At 67.8% G+C, this 19,770-nt stretch carries 22 protein-coding genes; 10 read left to right on the top strand and 12 right to left on the bottom strand.

Annotated features, from left to right (window positions below; genetic code table 11):
• Positions 1-50: 50 nt before the first annotated feature.
• Positions 51-1,031 (top strand): nitrilase-related carbon-nitrogen hydrolase, encoded by a 981-nt coding sequence (locus PKE84_RS09920; RefSeq protein WP_271177061.1) that lies wholly within the window; start codon positions 51-53, stop codon positions 1,029-1,031.
• Positions 1,028-2,047, top strand: a complete 1,020-nt coding sequence (locus PKE84_RS09915) for an agmatine deiminase family protein (protein WP_271177060.1) — start codon at positions 1,028-1,030, stop codon at positions 2,045-2,047. Before PKE84_RS09920 ends, PKE84_RS09915 begins: the two co-directional genes overlap by 4 nt.
• 170 nt (positions 2,048-2,217) lie before the next feature.
• On the opposite strand, the gene PKE84_RS09910 is transcribed toward PKE84_RS09915, so the two are convergent.
• On the bottom strand, positions 2,218-3,570 hold the full coding sequence (locus PKE84_RS09910; RefSeq protein ID WP_271177059.1) for a flavin monoamine oxidase family protein: 1,353 nt from the start codon (positions 3,568-3,570) through the stop codon (positions 2,218-2,220).
• A 226-nt stretch (positions 3,571-3,796) separates the two neighbouring features.
• On the opposite strand from PKE84_RS09910, the gene PKE84_RS09905 reads away from it, so the two are divergent.
• Entirely contained in the window at positions 3,797-4,708 is a 912-nt protein-coding gene (locus PKE84_RS09905; RefSeq protein WP_271177058.1) for a glycerophosphodiester phosphodiesterase, read from the top strand.
• Positions 4,709-4,749: 41 nt separating this feature from the next.
• Here PKE84_RS09905 and PKE84_RS09900 read toward each other — a convergent pair whose 3' ends face one another.
• From PKE84_RS09900 to PKE84_RS09890, 3 genes are all read right to left on the bottom strand, one after another.
• Positions 4,750-5,631, bottom strand: a complete 882-nt coding sequence (locus PKE84_RS09900) for an NAD(P)H-binding protein (RefSeq protein WP_271177057.1) — start codon at positions 5,629-5,631, stop codon at positions 4,750-4,752.
• Between the two features lie 64 nt (positions 5,632-5,695).
• Positions 5,696-6,241 carry a GNAT family N-acetyltransferase gene (locus tag PKE84_RS09895; RefSeq protein ID WP_271177056.1) on the bottom strand — a complete coding sequence of 182 codons (546 nt, stop codon included), beginning with the start codon at positions 6,239-6,241 and terminating at the stop codon, positions 5,696-5,698.
• Positions 6,242-6,279: 38 nt separating this feature from the next.
• Entirely contained in the window at positions 6,280-6,873 is a 594-nt protein-coding gene (locus PKE84_RS09890) for a GNAT family N-acetyltransferase (protein ID WP_271177055.1), read from the bottom strand.
• A 237-nt stretch (positions 6,874-7,110) separates the two neighbouring features.
• On the opposite strand from PKE84_RS09890, the gene PKE84_RS09885 reads away from it, so the two are divergent.
• The 7 genes from PKE84_RS09885 to PKE84_RS09855 all read left to right on the top strand — a co-directional run bounded on the left by PKE84_RS09885 (position 7,111) and on the right by PKE84_RS09855 (position 11,885).
• Complete coding sequence (locus PKE84_RS09885; RefSeq protein WP_271177054.1) at positions 7,111-8,064, top strand: DUF389 domain-containing protein; 954 nt, start codon at positions 7,111-7,113, stop codon at positions 8,062-8,064.
• A gap of 63 nt (positions 8,065-8,127) precedes the next feature.
• Entirely contained in the window at positions 8,128-8,700 is a 573-nt protein-coding gene (locus PKE84_RS09880) for a hypothetical protein (protein WP_271177053.1), read from the top strand.
• 346 nt (positions 8,701-9,046) lie between these two features.
• A complete protein-coding gene (locus PKE84_RS09875) occupies positions 9,047-9,391 on the top strand; it encodes an ArsR/SmtB family transcription factor (RefSeq protein WP_271177052.1) in 345 nt (114 codons plus the stop codon).
• Positions 9,388-10,074, top strand: a complete 687-nt coding sequence (locus tag PKE84_RS09870) for a cation efflux transmembrane domain-containing protein (protein ID WP_271177051.1) — start codon at positions 9,388-9,390, stop codon at positions 10,072-10,074. Before PKE84_RS09875 ends, PKE84_RS09870 begins: the two co-directional genes overlap by 4 nt.
• A 75-nt stretch (positions 10,075-10,149) precedes the next feature.
• The gene (locus PKE84_RS09865; RefSeq protein WP_271177050.1) at positions 10,150-11,040 is read left to right on the top strand and encodes a class I SAM-dependent methyltransferase; all 891 of its coding nucleotides are present in this window, start codon (positions 10,150-10,152) and stop codon (positions 11,038-11,040) included.
• Positions 11,041-11,327: 287 nt separating this feature from the next.
• Complete coding sequence (locus PKE84_RS09860) at positions 11,328-11,573, top strand: hypothetical protein (RefSeq protein ID WP_271177049.1); 246 nt, start codon at positions 11,328-11,330, stop codon at positions 11,571-11,573.
• Between the two features lie 21 nt (positions 11,574-11,594).
• On the top strand, positions 11,595-11,885 hold the full coding sequence (locus tag PKE84_RS09855) for a hypothetical protein (RefSeq protein WP_271177048.1): 291 nt from the start codon (positions 11,595-11,597) through the stop codon (positions 11,883-11,885).
• A gap of 290 nt (positions 11,886-12,175) precedes the next feature.
• Here PKE84_RS09855 and PKE84_RS09850 read toward each other — a convergent pair whose 3' ends face one another.
• The 8 genes from PKE84_RS09850 to PKE84_RS09815 all read right to left on the bottom strand — a co-directional run bounded on the left by PKE84_RS09850 (position 12,176) and on the right by PKE84_RS09815 (position 19,718).
• Complete coding sequence (locus PKE84_RS09850) at positions 12,176-12,478, bottom strand: hypothetical protein (protein WP_271177047.1); 303 nt, start codon at positions 12,476-12,478, stop codon at positions 12,176-12,178.
• Between the two features lie 340 nt (positions 12,479-12,818).
• The gene (locus PKE84_RS09845) at positions 12,819-13,454 is read right to left on the bottom strand and encodes a MurR/RpiR family transcriptional regulator (protein ID WP_271177046.1); all 636 of its coding nucleotides are present in this window, start codon (positions 13,452-13,454) and stop codon (positions 12,819-12,821) included.
• Positions 13,455-13,496: 42 nt separating this feature from the next.
• Positions 13,497-14,312: a serine hydrolase gene (locus PKE84_RS09840; protein WP_271177045.1), complete on the bottom strand. Its 816-nt coding sequence runs from the start codon at positions 14,310-14,312 to the stop codon at positions 13,497-13,499.
• Positions 14,309-15,148 (bottom strand): serine hydrolase, encoded by an 840-nt coding sequence (locus PKE84_RS09835; protein ID WP_271177044.1) that lies wholly within the window; start codon positions 15,146-15,148, stop codon positions 14,309-14,311. The genes PKE84_RS09840 and PKE84_RS09835 overlap by 4 nt, the downstream gene beginning before the upstream one ends.
• A complete protein-coding gene (locus tag PKE84_RS09830; protein WP_271177043.1) occupies positions 15,148-16,119 on the bottom strand; it encodes a S66 peptidase family protein in 972 nt (323 codons plus the stop codon). Before PKE84_RS09830 ends, PKE84_RS09835 begins: the two co-directional genes overlap by 1 nt.
• Positions 16,116-17,762: an ATP-binding cassette domain-containing protein gene (locus tag PKE84_RS09825; protein ID WP_271177042.1), complete on the bottom strand. Its 1,647-nt coding sequence runs from the start codon at positions 17,760-17,762 to the stop codon at positions 16,116-16,118. Before PKE84_RS09825 ends, PKE84_RS09830 begins: the two co-directional genes overlap by 4 nt.
• Before the next feature lies 1 nt (position 17,763).
• Positions 17,764-18,681 (bottom strand): ABC transporter permease, encoded by a 918-nt coding sequence (locus PKE84_RS09820; protein WP_271177041.1) that lies wholly within the window; start codon positions 18,679-18,681, stop codon positions 17,764-17,766.
• The gene (locus tag PKE84_RS09815) at positions 18,678-19,718 is read right to left on the bottom strand and encodes an ABC transporter permease (RefSeq protein ID WP_271177040.1); all 1,041 of its coding nucleotides are present in this window, start codon (positions 19,716-19,718) and stop codon (positions 18,678-18,680) included. Before PKE84_RS09815 ends, PKE84_RS09820 begins: the two co-directional genes overlap by 4 nt.
• Between the last annotated feature and the right edge of the window lie 52 nt (positions 19,719-19,770).

Below are 19,770 nucleotides of genomic sequence, written 5' to 3'. Positions count from 1 at the left end.
GGTGTGCATAATAAACGAACACTATTCGTTTTAGCATCCGGATGGAACCCATGACCTTCACGCTCGTCCGCGCCACTACTCCCCCGACCTCGCTCGCCCGCGTGCCCGGCAGCCGCGACGACAGCGCGCCGCTGCGCATCGGTGTCGTGCAGCACGCCTGGCAGCCCGATGCCGAGGCCCTCGCCGCGGAGCTCAGCTCCGCCGTCGCGATCGCGGCCGCCGACGGGGCGCAGATCGTGTTCCTGCCCGAGCTGACCCTCTCCCGCTACCCGGCCGACACGCTGCCGACCGGCCGCGCCGACGAACTGGCCGAAGACCTGGAGACCGGGCCGACCCGTCGCTGGGCGGCCGAAGCCGCCGCGGCGAACGACGTCTACGTGCACGCCTCGCTCTACCAGCGCACCGGCGACAGCGACGGACGCGGCCTGAACACGGCCATCGTCGTCGCTCCGTCTGGCGAGATCGTGGCGAAGACGCACAAGCTGCACATCCCGGTGACGGCCGGCTACTACGAAGACAAGTACTTCCGCGCCGGTCCGGCCGAGCAGCCGTACCCGGTGCACGAGGTCGCGGCCCTGCCCGGCGTGCGACTCGGCATGCCGACGTGCTGGGACGAGTGGTTCCCCGAGGTCGCGCGCGCCTACAGCCTGCAGGGCGCCAACGTGCTGGTCTACCCGACCGCGATCGGCTCCGAGCCCGACCATCCCGAGTTCGACACGCAGCCGCTGTGGCGCCAGGTCATCGTCGGCAACGGCATCGCGAACGGCACCTTCATGGTGGTGCCGAACCGTATCGGCTCCGAGACGCGACCGGATGGCACCCCGGGCAACACCTTCTACGGATCGTCGTTCGTCAGCGACCCCTACGGCCGCATCCTCGCCGAGGCGCCGCGCGACGAGCAGGCCGTGCTCGTGGTCGACCTCGACCTGCCGCAGCGTGACGACTGGCTGGAGCTGTTCCCGTTTCTGGCCACGCGCCGCCCCGACACGTACGAGGTGCTGGGCGCCTCCGGCTCGAGCGACGCCCGATGAGTTGGACGATGCCCCACGAGGGCGACCGGCACGAGCGCACCTGGCTGGCCTGGCCGACCGCCGGCTACACGCTCGGCGACACGGCCGAGGAGGCGGAAGAGGCGCGCACCACCTGGGCCGCTGTCGCCAATGCCACCGCGGAGTTCGAACCGGTGTCGGTCGTCGTCGATCCCCGCGACCGCGACATTGCGCCGCGCTACCTCTCCGGTTCGATCGAGCTGCACGAGGCGCCGCTCAACGACGCCTGGATGCGCGACATGGGTCCGACCTTCGTGCGATCGGAGACCGGCGAGCTCGGCGCGGTCGACTGGGTGTTCAACGGCTGGGGCGCGCAGGACTGGGCGCAGTGGGACAAGGACAGCCTGGTCGGCGCGCAGGTCGCGTCGTGGTCGGGCGCCGAGCTGATCTCGAGCGGTCTCGTGAACGAGGGCGGCGGTATCCACGTCGATGGCGAGGGAACGGTTCTCGCGACGGACACGGTGCAGCTCGATCCCGGACGCAACCCCGGGATCACGAAGCCGGAGATCGAGGCGGAGTTCGCACGGACCATCGGCGCGACGACGACGATCTGGCTTCCGCGCGGGCTCACCCGGGACTCCGAGCGCTTCGGAACCCGCGGCCACGTCGACATCGTCGCGGCGTTCGCCCGGCCCGGCGTCGTGCTGCTGCACACCCAGCGCGACAAGTCGCATCCGGATGCCGCCGTCTCACGCGAGATCCGCGCCGCGCTCGAATCGGCGACGGATGCGGCGGGCCGCGCCCTCAAGATCATCGAGGTTCCGGCGCCGGCCACGCTGCGCGACGACGAGGGCTGGACCGACTACAGCTACATCAACCACCTGCTCGTCAACGACGGCGTGATCGCGTGCAGCTTCGGCGACGCGCACGACGCCGAAGCGGCCGCGCTCCTCGCCGACGCGTACCCGGGCCGTCGCGTCGTGACCGTCGATGCACGCCCGCTCTTCGCGCGCGGCGGCGGCATCCACTGCATCACGCAGCAGCAGCCCGCGCTCTGAACCCGCGCGCGCCGCGCACCCCGCCCCGCTCCGCGCGCCGCGCACACGCAATCGAGTCCGAACTTGTTGCCCCGACACGCCATGCGGCAGCGCAACAAGTTCGGACTCGATTGTGGTGGAGGGTGGGCGCGGCGCTCCACGACGGGCCGCGCCCAGCTTGAGGGGAGCGGTCAGGCCGCCCCGATGATCGCCGCGGCCGTCTCGCGCCCGACGCGGATCGCGCCGTCGACGTGCTGGTATCCCTTGCCGGCCATGTCGCTGCACGAGAAGTGGATCGGCCCGACGGGCGTGCGCAGGTCGGCGCCGTAGCGCGCCAGACCACCCATGTCGAAGCTGGCCGCGTAGGCGCCGCGCGTCCACTCCTCGCTGCCCCAGTCGCTCTCGTAGTAGACGACCGGGCTCAGCGCCTTCTCGCCGTAGTAGTGCGAGAGCGACTCCAGGATGCGCGCCTTGCGCTCCTCGGCCGAAAGCCGGAAGACCGCGTCGGCCGCCTCATCCGAGACGAAGCCGACGAGCGTCCCGCGCGGGTCTCCGTCATAGCAGTTGTCGTACGCCTCGTGCACGAGCTCGTACGGGCTGAAGGCCGTTCCCGAGTAGCCGTCTTCGCGCCAGAACGGCGTCTCGTAGACCGCGTGCACCTTGATGACGAAGCCCATCGACAGGTGCTGGTGCAGCTGCTGCTGGCGGCGCGGCAGTGGAGGCTCGTACGAGATCCTGCTGATCAGCACGGGTGGCAGGGCCAGGATGGCGAACCGCGCCTTCACCTCGACACCGTCTGCGATCGCCGTGACTCCCGCCTCGTCCCAGCGCAGGGTCCGCACCGGCGCGTTGAGGTGCACGTCGTCGCCGAGTCGGTCGGCGAGCAGCAGCGGCACCTGCTGCAGTCCGCCCTTGACCCGCTTGTCGAGGATGAAGTCGGCGTCGACCAGGTTCGAGAAGCTGCCCGCCGAGGCGGCCATCAGCAGCGCCTGCAGCGCCGAGAACGCGTGGGCCGGCTTGGTGAGCATCGCCCCGGCGATGAACATGCCGATGTTGAGCCGCGCCTCCTCATCGTCGGTCTGCGTCTCGAGCCAGCGCCGGAACGAGATCTCGTCGAGCTCCTCGGCGAGCGGGTGCTCCCACGGGCGATCCGGGTCGATCTCGGCCACCAGCGCGTCGAGCTTGTCGATCAGGCTGACGATCTCGTGCTCGGTCTTGGGCGGCACAGGGAAGATCTCGCCCTCGAAGGTGCGGCGCTCTCCGCTCGGACTGATGTAGATGTTGCGGCCCTCGCGATAGCGCTCGTAGGTCTCGAGGCCGAGGTCGGCGAGGGTGTCGATGAGCGCATCCTGATCGGGAGAGACCCACTGGCCGCCGATCTCGAGCGTGGCGCCGTCGACGTCGTCGGTCCAGAGCCGCCCGCCGACGCGGTCGCGGGCTTCGAGCACGGCCACGGTGAGCCCGGCCTTCTTCAGTTCGGTGGCCGCGGTGAGACCGGAGGCGCCTGCGCCCACGATCACCACATCACGTTCGATGCTGCTCATTGCCTGTCTTCCGTTCGATGGTTCGTGTTCGATCTTCGAGCTTCACGACTCACCGCGATCGTAGGTCGGGGCGTCGCCTGCTGGACTATACGCGGTGTACAGCAGGTGCGCATCCGATCGACAGCATGGCAGATGCGCGACGCGCCGCCATCGACGCGCGCCGGACTGTGCGGCGATGCTCAGCGAGAACGCTCCCGTTTCCCGGTGCGGCGGGTTAGAGTGCCGCATGCCCGAGCCGACAGCGCCGCCCTCCGCGGATGCGTCGCGCCCGTCGGTGACGCGGCGCGCGTTCCTGATCGGAGCCGTCGGCGCGGCAGCCGCGGTGACGACGGCCGCCGTGCTCGCCGAGCCGCTGGTGCTGCAGAACACAATCTTCTCCGGCGTCCCCCGCGGCAAGCGCGTCAGCGAGCTCTTCGCCTCCGACCCGTTCACGGTCGCGCATCGCGGCGGTTCCGCCGACTGGCCCGAGATGTCGCTGTTCGCGTACCAGCAGTCGGCCGCCCATCACGTGGATGCCCTCGAGATCTCCCTGGCGCGCACCGCCGATGGCGTGTGGTTCGGACTCCACGATGCGACCCTCGACCGCACATCCGGCACCTCGGGATTCGTCGCCGCCGACCACACCTGGAGCGAGGTCTCGAAGCACACGATCACCGCCGCCGAGACCAACGACCCCGCACAGCCCCGGAGGCCGTACCTGCGCTTCGAGGACCTGCTGCGCGAGTTCGGCGAGACCCACACGATCTTCATCGACCCGAAGGTGGTTCCGGCGGAGCATTTCCCTGAACTGCTGAAGCTCACGAAGCGGGTGTCGAGACCGCGCGAGACGTTCGTGGCGAAGGGCTACTGCACTAGCGGCGCATGGCCGGCGTTCGCGGCCGAGCAGAAGTGGCGTTCCTGGGGGTACTACTACGGAGCGGAGATCGAGGTGTCGCCCGAGCTGCTGAGCTCGACCCAGGCGCGCTGGTCCTCGCTCGGGCTCGACTACCAGGCGTCGAGCGGCAGCTGGTCGCAGGTGACGGCACTGGGCAAGCCGGTCATCGCCCACATCATCCCGACGCGCACGGACGCGGACCGGGTCAGGACACTCGGCGCCCAGGGGTTGATGATCTCGGGCGTGACCGAGGTGCTGGGCTGACGCCGTCGCGGGACGTCGGCCGCTCGACAGTGGTTGCCCGCTCATAGTGCCGGGCGCAGGTGCTCGATCGCCCAGCCGGCAAGAGTGCCGGGGGTCGTCGTCAGCGGTGAGCGAGGCTGCTCGGGAGTAAAGCCCTCGCGCTTGCTGACTGACATGCCGAGGATCCCGTCCACCGCCACCTCGCTCATCCCCGCGGCCCGCAGCGCGGCGCGCTCGTCGTCGTCCGGGATCTGCTGCGCCTCGATGGTCGTGCCGGTCGCCGCCGACAGTTCCGCGGCCGCCTGGGACCAGGTCAGGTCGGTCGGCCCGTGCACCGCCTGCACCTGCGGGCCGCTCCAGTCCCGCGCGAGCAGTCGCAGTGCGGCGACGGTCGCGATGTCGCGCGGATCCACCCACGGCATCGCGTCGTCGAGTAGCCGCGTCGTCGTGAGGCGTCCCGCTCGCAGTCCGTCGACGTCCGCCAGCAGATTGGTCATGAAATACCCGCAGCGCAGGTGGATCAAAGCGGTGCCGGTCTCCTCCCGCGCCGCATCCAGTCGTTCCTCGACGGCCGCCAGCCCGTCGATGAAGCCCGCACCGTCGCGCAGTTCGGCGCCGATGCTGCTCTGGAAGACAACGCGCGGCATGCGGTTGCGGCGCATCGCTTCGGCGAGGCCCTCCCCCGTGCGCTCGGCGTCGGCGTTCGGGTCGGGCAGCGACCAATCATCCGGATGCACCCAGTAGACCGCTTCGACGTCGCGCGTCGCCTCCATCACGTAGTCGGGGTCGCGCAGGTCGCCGACCGCCAGGTCGACGCGCTCGCGCACCTCCGGGTCGAGGCGATCGGGGTCGCGCAGCAGAAGCCGCGGGCGCTCGCCCACCTGGAGCAGCAGCCGCACGATATGGGACCCGACATTGCCGGTCGGGGTGGTGACAGCGATCACGAGGATCTCCTCTCGTCGATGTGCACGCACGATACCTCCGACCACCGTCGGTGCCGGGGGTGCTTCAGTCCGCGACCGCCGCCGATGGCGTGCGCTCGAGCACGAAGAGGTGACAGCGCACGTCGTAGTAGCTGTCCGTCACCCCGGCGTCGTCCATGCCGAGCCGCTGACAGACCCGGATCGACGCCTCGTTCCCCGGGCGCACCACCGCGATCAGCCGCTCGGCGCCGGATGCGAAAGCGTGCTGCGCCAGCAGCTCTGCGGCGCTGGTCGCATAGCCGCGTCCCCACGCATCCGGATGCAAGTGCCAGCCGATCTCGAGTTCAGTAGAGCGTTCACTCTCGCCCGACCGCCGGATGCCCTGGATCATCACCGTGCCCAGCAGTTCACCGGAGTCAGCGACCTCGACTGCCCAATAGCCCCGCACGGGGTCGTCCACCGCCGCCAGCCGCTCGATCAGCGCATCCGCGGCGGCGCGGTCCTTCATCAGCGTGGGCCGACGTCCGAGGAACCGCTGAACATCCTCGTTCGAATACAGGTCGAAGACGAACGGAGCGTCTGCTGCGCGCCATGGCCGGAGTGTGACGCGATTCCCCCTGATCACTTTCACGCCGCCGACCATATACCGACAGTGCGGATCCCAGTGCATCAACCGAAGACGAGGTACGTCCCCGGCTTGCCGGGCTCGACGAGTTCGAACTTCAGGCGCAGTCCCGCGCGACGCAGGAGTTCCACCTGCTGGGTGAATTGCTCATTCGTGACGAAGACGGCTCTCTCCACCTTCCACTCGTCCGCGAACCAGGTGCGAAGGGCGGCCAGAAGCCGCTCATCCATTCCCTTCTCCATCTGACTTCGACGAGCCCAGAAGTACACGACGGCCTCCACGTCGGCCCACTCGTCGTCACCGACGGGAGTGACCGTGGACTTCGCGAGGAAGGATGCCCCGATGGGGAAGACGTAGACGCAGCCGAGGGATTCGCCGCCATCCGGAGCGAGCACCGTGTAGGTGAATGCACGACGTTGGGCATGACGTTCTTGCAGGCCGACGAGGTCCTCACGGTTCGCCTCCACCGTGAAATCGTCCGCGGGCCATTCCGATTGCTCCCAGAGCCGCAGGTCCTCCCGCGTCTCCATCACGGCGGCATGATCCTTCTCCGCGTCGTCGGCCACGATCGGACGCAGCACGAACTCCGCGGTCGTCAGCCCAGCGGGAACGGGTCCGCTCCACGGGGTGTTCGCCACGCCGGCCTCCTTCGACAAGGGAGTCAGGCTATTCCCTTCGCGCGCCGAGGTAAAGCGACGCGGTCGCGGCACGGCGTGGAACGGGAGCGGGACTTGAACCCGCGACACCACGATCACAGTGATGACGCGGTCTGCGATTGAGTTGCGGGCACAATGTGGGCAAGTGGACCAGGGGCGCCTTCACCGACACGCCCCCGATCGCCAGACGCGCGGCTCGATTGCGGTGACACTGGCCACGTGCAGCATCTGCGAATCATCGCCCCCGCCAACCTCGTCGACCAGGTGCTCACGACCCTCCAGGACAACGTGGCGACGACCAACATCGTTCGCATCCCGAAGGCCGCTACCCGACCTGTCGGCGACCTGGTGCTCTGCGATGTCGCCCGCGAAGGGGTGAGCATCCTGCTCGACCAGCTTCAGCAACTCGGGGTGCAGCACGAGGGCTCGATCTCGGTCGACGACATCGGCATCGAGATCTCGGATGCGGCGAAGCGCGCAAGCCGCGCCGCCCCCGGGCACGCCGCCGACGCGGTGGTGTGGCAAGAGATCGAGCAGCGCACTCATGAAGAGACCAGCCTCTCCCCCACCTTCCTGACGTTCATGTCCGTCGCCACCATGATCGCCGCGATCGGTGTGGTCTTCGACGAACCCATCCTCATCGTCGGCGCGATGGTCGTCGGCCCAGACTTCGGCCCGCTTGCCGCGCTCTCAGTGGGCCTCGTACGGTGGCGACCTCGGATGATCGCTCAATCCGTCCTCGCACTCGCCATCGGGTTCGCCGTCGCTATCGCGATCACCATCCTGTTCACCTTGCTGCTCACCGCTCTCCACCTGATGTCACCCGCCGACCTGCTGCACTCCCGGCCTCTGACCGATTTCATCTGGAGGCCGAACGTGCTCAGCTGGGTGGTCGGTTTCCTCGCCGGCATCGCCGGCTTGCTGTCTCTGTCAACCGCGAAGTCGGGCGCACTCATCGGGGTTCTGATCTCGGTGACGACGATTCCGGCCGCCGCGAATGCCGCTGTCGCCCTCGCCTACGGGGCCACCGAGCAGGCCGTCGGCGCACTCATCCAGTTGGTCATCAACCTCGCCGCGATCACACTCGGCGGGGTGGCGACCCTGATTGTGCAGCGCGTGAACCAGCGACGGCACGCAGCACAGGCGATCACCGGACAGCACGGTACGGTCTGACCGTCTGGTCGGCGAGGCGGCGACCGAGCAGACGGTCAGTCGCCGCAGGACCCGGCCAAGCTGGTGACGGTCAAGGACGGCCCCATCGTCGACGCGATCAATGCCGCTTGGGCGCAGAGCCACCCGAGCAACGCGAAGCTGATCGTAGCCGGTACCGACGACGACCTGTGGCAGTCCTACCTGTCGGACAACTCCCAGACTGCCGACGACTTCGTTAAGGCTTACCTGTGGAATCACAGTGCTCAGGGCCTCGACGCCGGCGGCACGCCCGTCACAGTGCAGCACTCCGGACTGAGCCAGCTCTGGGCAGGCAAGGATGCCGCGAACTTCTTCGGCGTCGCCGTCGACAGTGGTCACTACCCCGACGTCTTCGGCGAGGTGCAGGAGGGCGTGATCTACTCGGGTCCGACCAAGCTCGCCGAGCACGGCGGCATGAACACCGGCGACCGGCACGTGCTGATGGTCATCGACGGTTCCGGCGTTCCGGCACAGGTGAACTCGGCGCCCGTCGAGACCACCCAGGTCGCCCCAACGATACTGGCGGCCCTCGGACTCGACCCGTCGTCGCTGACCGCCGTTCAGAAGGAAGGCACCCAGGTGCTACCCGGCATCATCGGATCGCGACGCGACAACTGACGCAGGCGCATTGGCGGGTGATCCGACCCAACGCGAAGGGCCGGGGGTCGGCACCCCGGCCCACTTCGCGCCCCGGCCCCGCTACGCGGTCACCCACGTCGCAACGGGTATCGCCGGCTTGGTCGCGTGTTGAATCTTCCTGGCGGCAGGTTGTTCGCACATCTCGCGGGGGCGGGATGTGCGACCCCACGCATTTCTGGGCAAGCAGACGGTTCGCAACCGGCGAGCCAGACCGGAGTGCCGTGTCGTGACCCATGCCGCCCGTGACGAGAATCGCTCGAGTGGAAAGGCCAGAGCCGACGGGCGCGCAGCGAGAACAGTACAGGTTTCGCTGTACTATTGGCGCATGACCACCACTGCCCCGGCCGCCACGGTGACCCATACTGCCGCCCTGGCGCGGTTCGGTCACGCCCTGTCCGACGCCACCCGTGTTGGGATACTGCTTTCCCTGCGTGAAGCTCCCGCGTTCCCCGCCGACCTGGCTGACGCGCTGGGCGTGTCTCGTCAGGTGATGTCGAACCAACTCGCCTGCCTGCGAGGATGCGGCCTCGTCGAAGCCATCCCTGAGGGCAGGCGCACCTGGTACCGGCTGGCCGATGGGCATATCGCGCCCGCGCTGGATGAGCTGCTGCGGGTGACCCTGTTCGTGGAGCCCGGCTGCTGCGCGGGAGAGGAATGCCACTGCGCATGAGCGCCACCATCATGGACCGCACATCCGTCCTTCAGCGACGCATCCGTTGGGTCGTCGCGGCGACGATCGGCTACAACCTCATAGAAGCAGTGGTCGCGATCACCGCCGGTACCGCAGCATCCTCCGGCGCACTCATCGGGTTCGGGTTGGACTCGACGATCGAGGTCCTCTCCGCGGCCGCTGTTGCATGGCAGTTCACCCGACGCGATCCCGAGCGGTGGGAGAAGCCCACCCTGCGGGTGATCTCGATCGCCTTCTTCGCACTGGCCGCCTATGTGAGCATCAGCTCGTTGCTGACCGTGTTCGGCCGCGTAGAGGTCCATCACTCACCCGTTGGGATCGTGCTGACCGCGTTGAGCGTGATCGTCATGCCGTTCCTGTCTCTCGCCGAGAGGCGCGCGGGACGCGAGCTCGGCTCCGCAACAGCGGTCGCGGACTCTAAACAGACACTGATCTGCACCTACCTCTCGGCCGCCGTTCTGGTCGGCCTGCTGCTCAACTCGCTCCTCGGATGGTGGTGGGCTGACCCGATCGCCGCACTCGTCATCGCGTTCTTCGCGATCCGCGAAGGGATCGAGGCGTGGAAGGGGGACGCATGCGCCACTTCCGTTGGAATGCTGCTCGAGGACGAGCACGACGATGAGGATCACCACCACCACGACTGCGTGCGCTGCGGCCGTTGATCTCCCTGAAGGGGTGCCCGAAGGAAGTAGCGGTGCCTTGATCTGCGCGCATGGCGCTGGCTACGCTCCTTGATCGTGATCTATCAGGACCCTCTTGCGTATCTGCTCGGCATCGAAGGGTCCGCTCTGCTCGACGCATGGGCCGGTGACCACGATCAAGCCTTCGTCGAAGACCGGGTCGCCGAGATCCGCCGATTGCTCGCCGACGGGAAACTCCAGAATCGTGGGGTGCTCGCGGAGCGCGTGGCCGCTGACGTCACCTATCAGCAGCAGGCGCCCGACTACGACGCGAATGCGGGCGGTGGCCTCTTCGCGATCGACGAGCCGGTCATCACCGAATGGCTGGCGCGCCGCGAGGTCGGCGTCGCCCTGGATGCCGCGTGCGGCACAGGGCGATTCGCGCGGATTCTCGCCGACCTCGGCCACACCGTGATCGGCGTCGACGGGTCACCGGACATGCTCGAGCTGGCCCGAGAGCGTGTCCCGGAGGGCGACTTCCAACTGGGATCAGTCGATCGACTGCCTCTCGCCGACCGATCAGTCGATGTGGTCGTGTGCGCGCTCGCGCTCGTCCACGTGAGCGACCTCGGCCCGGTGTTCGCCGAGTTCGCCCGCGTGCTGCGCCCGGGTGGCGCGCTCCTCATCTCAGACGTGCATCGCGAGCTCACCACGATCGGCTCGGGCATCAAGGGTCTAGGACCCGACGGCGAGCGCCGCCTCGCCCCGGCATTCCGGCATCCCCTCGGCGACTATCTTCGGGCCGCGCTCGCCGCGAGACTCGAGCTGCGTGGCTGCGAGGAGCCGGCCCTCCACTGGGACGACTCGCCGCTGCCGAGGCCGAGCACCGAGATCGGCGACTGGCCGGCGTGGCCATGGTCTCTGATGGCATACGTGCCCGAGGCGACGCGCGCGGTCTCCGGCCGTCCGCAGCTGCTCCTCCTGCACTTCGCTCAGCCTGCGTCCTGAGCCTGCGCCCTGCCCCCGGTCCTGAGCCTGCGACCGCTCTGCAGAGCGGACCGCTACTCCAGGTCGTCCTCGTCGATGAGTTGAACGCTGTGCACCCCGGCGATTGCGCTCAGGGCGGCACCGGAGGCCGATGTACGCGAGGATTGCGACGATCGGCCCGTGCTCGCTGCAGGCTTCAAGGCGTTTCGCCACCTGGTCGTTGGTCAGGTATGGCGGCGTGCGAGGGTAAGGGACGGGACGACATCGTCTTCGGCGATGGCCAGCGCGGATACCAGAAGACTCCGACGATGACGGTCAACTCTGAGCTCGACAGAGGTGCTCCTGGGTTCCGGGTCGATGCCACCGGCCTGATCGTCCCGTACTGGGTGATTCCGATCAACCGCGATGCGATAACAGAGGTTCGAGTTGGTCCTGGACCCCACCAGGAGCGCAACGTCGCGGCGCTGCGCGACTACTTCGAGGGAACGTCCACGAAGTGGTTCGACCCGGCAGTGCAACCCCTTATCAGCAGGTCAGAAATCCCTTTTCGGTAACCAGGCGAGAGACTCGCATTCATGGGTACGATCCAGCGCGCGACAATCGAAGCCAAGTTCACTCGCGCATCGAGCCTCATCGCAGACCTGTCAACCCGGATCGAGAATCAGATCGGTGCTCTCTGGACCACCTACGAAGAGCCAGACCCCGCGAGCCATCAGATCGAGACCCGATTCCGCGCCTTAAGCGACCTTCCTCACGAGTGGTCGACAATAGATGGCGGCATCATTCATTCCGGACGACTGAACGTGCTGTCCGCTTCGGTGAGTCGCGCGGGACACCGCTCGGCCCACCCGTACCGGTCGCGGTGATCGAAAGCAGCTCCGACCCGCGGCACAGTGGGCCGGTATCGGGCAGTGTCGTTTCCCGCGCACCCTCCGGAGACGACACGCTCGCAACCATCAAACGTGTTGTGTCGCGAATGAGTTCGTGCCCGTTGATTAGACAGCCGCCGCCGCAGGTAATGATTGTCCGCGTCCACGCGTCGCTGGCGATGCCACGCGCAACGGCCAGCCGAGCTGAGCACGCCGCATAACCAAGGGCGGTCGCGGCCCGTCGCATTCCCGCGACCGTCACGCCAATTTCGGTTTGGCAGGTTTCCTTATTCGCTAGGGCGTCCGAATAGTCTTGAGACCAGCAGATGTATGAGAATCCCGACGCAGAATGCGCCGCCGATGAGAATCAGATATTGCAACCACATAGGTTGGATCACCGGCGCTCCTGCGAGGTATAGCGAGCACACCAGTGCGATCACTCCAGTGATGATGATGGCGCGAGCACCGTCTCGTCGGCTCGATTCGCTGGCGTTGTGGTCGAGCATCAGGAGTGCCACGAAGGCAATGCTGGCGGAGGCGAGCGGTAGGGCACCGATCGAGATCCAGTTCAGAAATCCTTGCATGTTCACCATTTGGTCGTAACGAGGGCGTAACACGAGCCCAACCCGATTATGTTCAGCAGGATTTTACCCGCCTCTACGAAGAGGCCCTCGAAGGCGTTTCGCCACCGGTCGTTGGTCAGGTATGGCGGCGTGCGAGGGTAAGAGACGGGACGACATCGTCTTCGACCATGGCCAGCAGAGCGTTCGCCTTCAGTGTTCACTAGACCAGTACGCACCGCCGACGAATCTCGCTGATTTGCTCATCCCTTTCACGCCGGCACTGACAACGAGCACGGCGAGGACCACTGCGAACCACGGGTACGCGATCACGTCCACCGCGCAAGCCTAGGCCGCGCCGCGGCGCGCGTCACTCGTCGACGTACAGACCGAGCTGATCGCCGAGCCTGTCGCGTTCGAGCAGACGGCGGCCGGCGCCTTTCGCGCTCGCCGTGGTGAGGGTGGTGAGGATGTGGATGACGAGCGCCACAGACGTCGGCGAGTTGGCGAAGGATGCGCTCGCGGTGTCGACGACGAGGCACTCGTCTGCGATGGCGACGAGGGGCGCATCCGGAGCGTCGGTGATCACCACGAGGGTGCCGCCGGCCTTCTTGAACAGCTCGGCCATGTCGATCGTGTATTTGCGGTACCGGGCGAGCGAGAAGGCCACCAGCACATCGCTGGCGCGAACGTCGCTGAGCACATCCAACGGCCGCACGATGGTGCCGTCGATGAGGGTGACGTTGGCCAGGCCGGCGCTCAGGTCCATCGCCAGCAGGGATGCGAACGTGAACGACTTCGCGGCTCCGAGCACGAAACGGCGACGGGCGGCGACGATGGATCCGGCGATGCGTTCGAATGCCGGGTCGTCGCGTGCCCAGTCGAGGGCGTGCGAGAGTTGTTCGCGCTCCTGCTCGATGACGCGACGCTTCAGCACCAGCGCCGACCGGCGCTGCACTCGGGCGTCGTATCGCTCGTGCGGGCTGTTGAGGTCGACGGGTTTCACATCTCGCCTTTCCGAAGACATAGACAGCAGTATCACAGGCCGTCAGGCTGCGAGCTGCCTGAGCAGCTCGTCACCGGCCGTTCGCATGAGCGCGAGGGCGCGGTCGCGCACGTCCATGCCGCTCTCCCAATTGGCGAGCACGGCATACGCGATGCGGCGGTCGGGGGACATCACCAGGCCGGTGTCGGCCCGCACGGTGGAGATCGTGCCGGTCTTGTTCCACAGCCAGACACCGTGATCGAAGAAGTAGTGGGCGAGCGGGTCGAGGCCGAATGCCGACGCCACCATGGAGAGGTCCATGCCCGCTCCGAGCCACCGCTGGAGGGTGTCGGCGGATGCGGGGCTGAGGTCGGCGGCCGTCGCAGTGCGCGTGACGAACCGGACGAGATCTTCAGCGCTTGCGTGCGAGAGCCTGCGCGGAGCGCCGGGAGGCAGCGGCCAGCGCACGATGTCGTCGAGACCGGAGTACAGGTATCCGAGGTCGCGCGTGTGCTCCTGCACGACGGGAAGCCCGATGACCCGGCACAGCGTGTTCGTCGCCGCGTTGTCGCTGACCGCACCGATCAACGCCGCAACGTCGTAGAGCGACAGCGTGTCAGCCTGCAGCAGATACCAGAGACCGGAGTTGTCCATCCACTCCGCCGGTCTGCGGGTGACGCGATCTTCGAGCGACCGAGCGCCGGCGTCTACCTCGGTGAGGAGGCGGTGCAGCAGAAAGATCTTCCCCACGCTCGCGGTGTTGAGAACGAGGTCCGGTTGGTGGCCGAACACCGTCGCCCCGGTGTCGACATCGACCGCCAGAGCGGAGAACCGGAGGCCCGGCAGCTCACTCTCGTGCTCCTCGAACGCGACTGTCACGACCGGGCGCTCCCGGTCACATACCTGCGCAGCTGTTCGCCGATCGCGTGCATGGCGTCGAGCGCGGGAGCCCGGAGATCGTCGTCGGAATCCTTCCAATTGGCCGCGACGGCGTAGGCGACGGATGCGGCCGGTCCGGTGAGGTGGCCGATGTCGATGCGCGCGAACGACGTGCTGCCGGTCTTGTGGCGGAGCACCATGCCCTGGTACTCCGGCTCGACGTGCGCGAGCGGGTCGAGCAGGAGGGAGTCGGCGACCATCGAGGTGTCCGTATCCGCTGCCAGCCAGTCGAGCACACGGTCGCTGACGGCACGGGAGATGACATCACCCACACCGAGACGGCGCATCAGCTCGGCGAGCTCTGCGCCCGTTCCATACGACGGGGTCCACGGCAGGTCAGGGGTGCGCTCGTTGCGGATGTAGTCGTGCAGTGACGTGTTCGCGAAGCCGAGCGCGGGGGCGACTGCTCGCACCTCGTCGAGGCCGCACAGCCACAGAAGCGCATTGGTGGCGAGGTTGTCGCTGACCGCGCCGACCAGCAGGGCGGCGTCGGCGACCGTCACGCGCTGATCGCGCATCCGGTATAGCAGTCCGGAATCGGCGACGCGGTGCTCATCGGGGATCTGGATGCGCTGGTCGGGGTCGAGCTCGCCCGACTCCAGCCGGCGAGCCACCTCGATCAGCAGGAACACCTTGCCGACGCTCGCCGTCTCGCAGACCACGTCGGGAGTGTGCGAGGCGAGCACACGCCCGTCGCCGGCGTCGAGGACGCTCAGCGACCACCGCATCCGAGGGTCGAGAGCCGGCAGGTCGATGGCGCGCGAATCGCCGGCCATCAGAGCGAGCCCCCGACGACCAGGCGCTCGGGCTCTCCCGCACGGGCGATCAGCGATCCGTCGACATTGAGCGGGACGCTGAGTGCGTTCGGATCGTGTCCGAAACCCTGCTCCCACAGCACGGGGACGCCCAGGTCCAGCAGCAGCTCGTCGACGAGCGCCCGGATCGCGCCGAGATCGCCGCACTCGTGCCAGGAGCCGAGCACCACCGCCGCTGCGTCACCCAGGCGGCCGGCGCGGCCGAGCTGGGTCAAGAATCCGTCGATCCGATACGGCTCCTCGTCGACGTCTTCGAGAAACAGGATGCCGCCGGGCCGGTCGAGCGATTCGGGCGCTCCCATGGCTCCCGCGAGCAGGCTGAGGTTTCCTCCGGTGAACCGGCCTTCGGCGACGCCGGGCACGAGAACTTCGGTGCGCGGGCCGACGATATCGCGTCCGCGCCACGCCTCGAGCAGCCAGCGGCGAACGTCCTCGCGCACGAACTCCGAATCGCGGAAGACGTCGTTGCCGGCCATCGGGCAGAACAGTGTCGGCACATCCAGGTTCACACGGAAGGCTTCGTGCAGCGCGGTGATGTCCGAGGAACCGGTGAGGAGTTTCGGCCGTCCGTCGCGGCGGAGAGCCGCTTGCCGCATCCGGTCCCAGTCGATGCCGTCGAGCAGCCGCATCGCACCGTAGCCGCCGCGGATGCACACGACCGCGTCCGCATCCGGGTCGAGCCAGGCGTCGACGAGGTCTTGGCGGCGCCCGTCATCGTCACCCGCGAGGTAGGAGGCGCGGGGATGCGGGTCGAGCACGTGATCGCCGACCACGACATCCAGCCCCCAGTCCCGGTAGTAGCCGACCGCACGCTCGAGGCTCTCGGCGCTGCCCGGCCCGGACGGCGACACGAAGCGCACCCGGTCGCCCGGCTGCAGCGGCGCGCTGTCCAGGTAGGCACAGCGGTCGGCCCCAAGGAGCGGCGCACTCATACGAGCTTCCGCTCGATGCTGGGCGCCGCGGCGAGAAGCCGGCGGGTGTAGAGGTGCTGCGGGTCGAGCAGCACCTGCTCGGTCGGTCCGTACTCCACGATCTCGCCCTCGTACATGACGGCGACCGTGTCGGCGATGTTCCACGCGAGACCGAGGTCGTGGGTGATCACCAACGCGCTCAGGTCGAGCCTGTCGCGCAGGGAGAGGATCAGCGCGAGGATTTCGCCGCGCACCGAGGCGTCGAGCGAGGCGACGGGCTCGTCGGCGACCAGCAGCTGCGGCCCCACGGCGAGGGCGCCGGCGATCACCGCGCGCTGCCGCTGACCGCCCGACAGCTCTTGGGGGATCGCCCGGAAGAAGCGCTCCGGCGGAACGAGCTCCGCGTCGGCGAGGCTCTGGGCCACGCGCTCCTGTTCGTCGCCGGTGTAGCGCTGCACCCGGAGGCCCTCGGCGACCGACTCGTAGACGCTGATCTTCGGGTTGAGCGCGGCCGACGGATCCTGAAGCACCATCTGCACCTCGCTGCGGAAGGCGCGCAGTGCGCGACCGCGATGAGGGATGTCCTTGCCGCGAAAGCGGATGACGGACCCTTCGTCGGCGCGCTGCAGCCCCACGACGGTGCGAGCGAGAGTCGTCTTTCCCGAGCCCGACTGACCGACCAGCGCGAGGATCTCTCCGCGTCGCAGACTCAGGTTCACATCCTTCACGGCTGCGAGGGGCTTGCCGCGACCGTGATAGGTGACCGTGACCCCGCGCGCCTCCAGAACGACCTCGTCGGAGAGCACGCGCGAGCCCGGCCCGGCAGCGTCGGTGCGGCGGCTCACCGGATTCAGTCGCGATGCTGGGTCGCCGATCGTGGGGAAGGCCTCAGCGAGCTGCCTCGTGTACGGATGCTGCGGATCGGTGCAGACCTCGTAGGCGTCGCCGACCTCGACCAGGTCGCCGTCGCGCATGATGGCGATGCGCTCGCACGCGGTCGCCAGCACCGACAGGTCGTGACTGATCATCAACATCGAGATGCCGCGCTCGGTGACGAGCGTGCTGATCATGTCGAGGATCTGCTTCTGCACGATCACGTCGAGAGCGGTGGTCGGCTCGTCGGCGATGATGATCTCGGGCTCACAGGCGAGGGCCATCGCGATCATGACGCGCTGCTTCTGACCGCCCGAAAGCTCGTGCGGGTAGGCGTCGGACTTCGCGGCGGCCAGGTCGACGGCGCGAAGCAGCTCGACCACCCGCGCCTTGCGCGCCTTGTCGGTGCGCCAGGCATCGGCGACGTGCAGCTCGAGCGCCTCGGTGATCTGCTGACCGACCGTGCGCACGGGGTTGAGCGAGTGCATGGCGCCCTGGAAGACGATGGATGCCTCCGCCCACCGCAGAGCGCGAAGCTCGCCGAAGCGCAGCTCGGCCACCTCCGTCTCGCCGATCAGCACCCGGCCGCTCAGTTTCGCGTTGGCGGGCAGCAGCCGCAGCACGCTCATCGCGAGCGTCGACTTGCCCGAACCCGACTCGCCGGCGATGCCGAGGGTTCCGCCGGCAGGCAGGGTGAGGGAGACGTTCTTGACGGCGGCGATCTCACCCTCGTCGTTGCGCCCGGCGGTGCGGTAGGTGATGCTGACGTCGTCGAAAATCAGGTCCGGCATGTCAGCGGCTCCTCAGCGTCGGGTTCACGATGGTCTCGACCGCGCGACCCACGAGCGTGAACGCCAGCACGACCAGCACGATCGCGATGCCGGGCACGAGCACGTACCACCAGTAGCCGGCCGTGGCGGCCGACACATCCATGGAGTTCTTCAGCACGGAACCCCACGACTGCAGCGTCGTGTCACCGAGCCCGAGGAACGACAGTGTCGACTCGGCGATGATCGCCGCGCCGACGGTGAGCGTGGTGTTGGCGAGCACGAGGGGCAGAACGGCGGGCAGCAGATGCTTCACGATGATGTGCCAGTGACCGGCGCCCAGCACGCGGGCTCGCTCGACGTAATCGCGCGACTCCACCGACAGGGTCTGGGCTCGCACCACGCGCGCGGTGCCGGCCCAGGAGGTGAGACCGATGGCGATCACGATCGTCCACACACCGCGAGAGAGAACCGAGGAGAGCACGATCGCGAGGATGAGCGACGGCAGCACCAGGAAGAAGTCGATGAGGCGCATCAGCAGACCGCCCGTCCACCCGGTGAAGTGCCCGGCGGCGATCCCGACGATCGTGCCGATGACCATCGACACGGCCGTCGCGGCGAAACCGACCAGCAGCGACACCCGGGCGCCCCAGATCATCCGCACCCAGAGCTCACGGCCCTGGTCGTCGGTGCCGAGCGGATGCGCGAACGATGGCGGCGCGAACCGCGGCTGGTCGAGCAGCTTGGTCACGTCGAGCATCCACGACGGTGCGAGCACCGGCGCCAGCAGAGACAGCACGATGACGACGACCAGGAAGATGATGCCGACCATGCCGGAGCGGCTGCGCGCGAACTCGCGGCAGAAGCCGCCGAACGCCTGACGCCGCCGGGCCCAGGCCATGCTGCGCGGCGAGCGGGCGACGGGTGCGATGGAGCCGCTCATCCGCGCCTCACTCTCGGGTCGAGCCGACGGTACACGAAGTCGGCGATGAGGTTCATGACGATGATGATCGCCGAGAAGACCACGAAGGTCCCCTGCAGCAGAGGAAGGTCGGGGCCCTGGATGGCCTCGTACGTGAGCTTGCCGAGCCCGGGCCACGAGAACACGGTCTCGACGGTCACAGCACCGGCGATCAGGCCGCCGATGTGCATGAAGACGAGCGTGACCGTCGGCAGCAGCGCGTTGGGAACGGCGTGACGCCGGCGCAAGTCGTCGTCTTTCAGCCCCTTCGCCCGCGCGGTGACCAGATAGTCTGCGCTCTTCTCCTCCATCACGGATGCGCGCATCACCATGACGTACTGCGCGTAGACGACGGCGACCATCGTGATCACCGGCAGCACCATGTGCGAGATGACGTCGAGGGTCTGGCCCAGGAAATCGTCGGGAGCGTTCGGCGAGGTCATGCCACCGGTCGGGAACCAGTGCAGCGTGCCGCCGAAGACCATGAGGAGGATGAGCGCGAGCCAGAAGGTGGGCACCGACCAGAGCACGAGGGAGTTGCTGGTCGTCACCTTGTCGAACACCGAGCCCGGGCGCCAGCCGGCCTTCTGGCCGAGCCAGAGCCCGAGGGCGATCGCGAGAATGGCCGACGTGCCGGTGAGCAGGATCGTGTTCCAGAAGTACTCGCCGATCAGCGAGGCGACGCTCTGCTTGTAGACGTAGCTCTGGCCGAAGTTGAGAGTGAAGACGTTGGCGATGTAATCGCCGAACTGCTGCCAGAGCGGCTTGTCGAGACCGAGTTGCGCCCGCAGTTGCGCCATCTGCTCCGAGGTCATCGGATGCTCGCGCGCGATCGCCGCGACCGGGTCGCCCGGCAAGATCTTGAACGCGAAGAATCCGAGCACGATCACCATGCCCAGGCTGATCGCGGCACCGCCGAGCTTGCTGAGCGCGAATCTCAGCGCGGGTGCGCTGCGCACCGTCGCTTCGCCCCGCTCTTCGAGGATCACCGCCTCGGTGACCGGTGTTGAGTTGCTCATCTGCCTTCTCTTCTGCGTGTCGGGGAAACAAAGGTGGCCGCGGCGGTACCCG

Origin of the sequence: Leifsonia poae, assembly GCF_027921845.1 — a bacterium.
GTDB classification, from domain to species: Bacteria; Actinomycetota; Actinomycetes; order Actinomycetales; family Microbacteriaceae; genus Leifsonia; species Leifsonia poae.
This window is presented reverse-complemented; position numbering and strand designations above follow the sequence as displayed.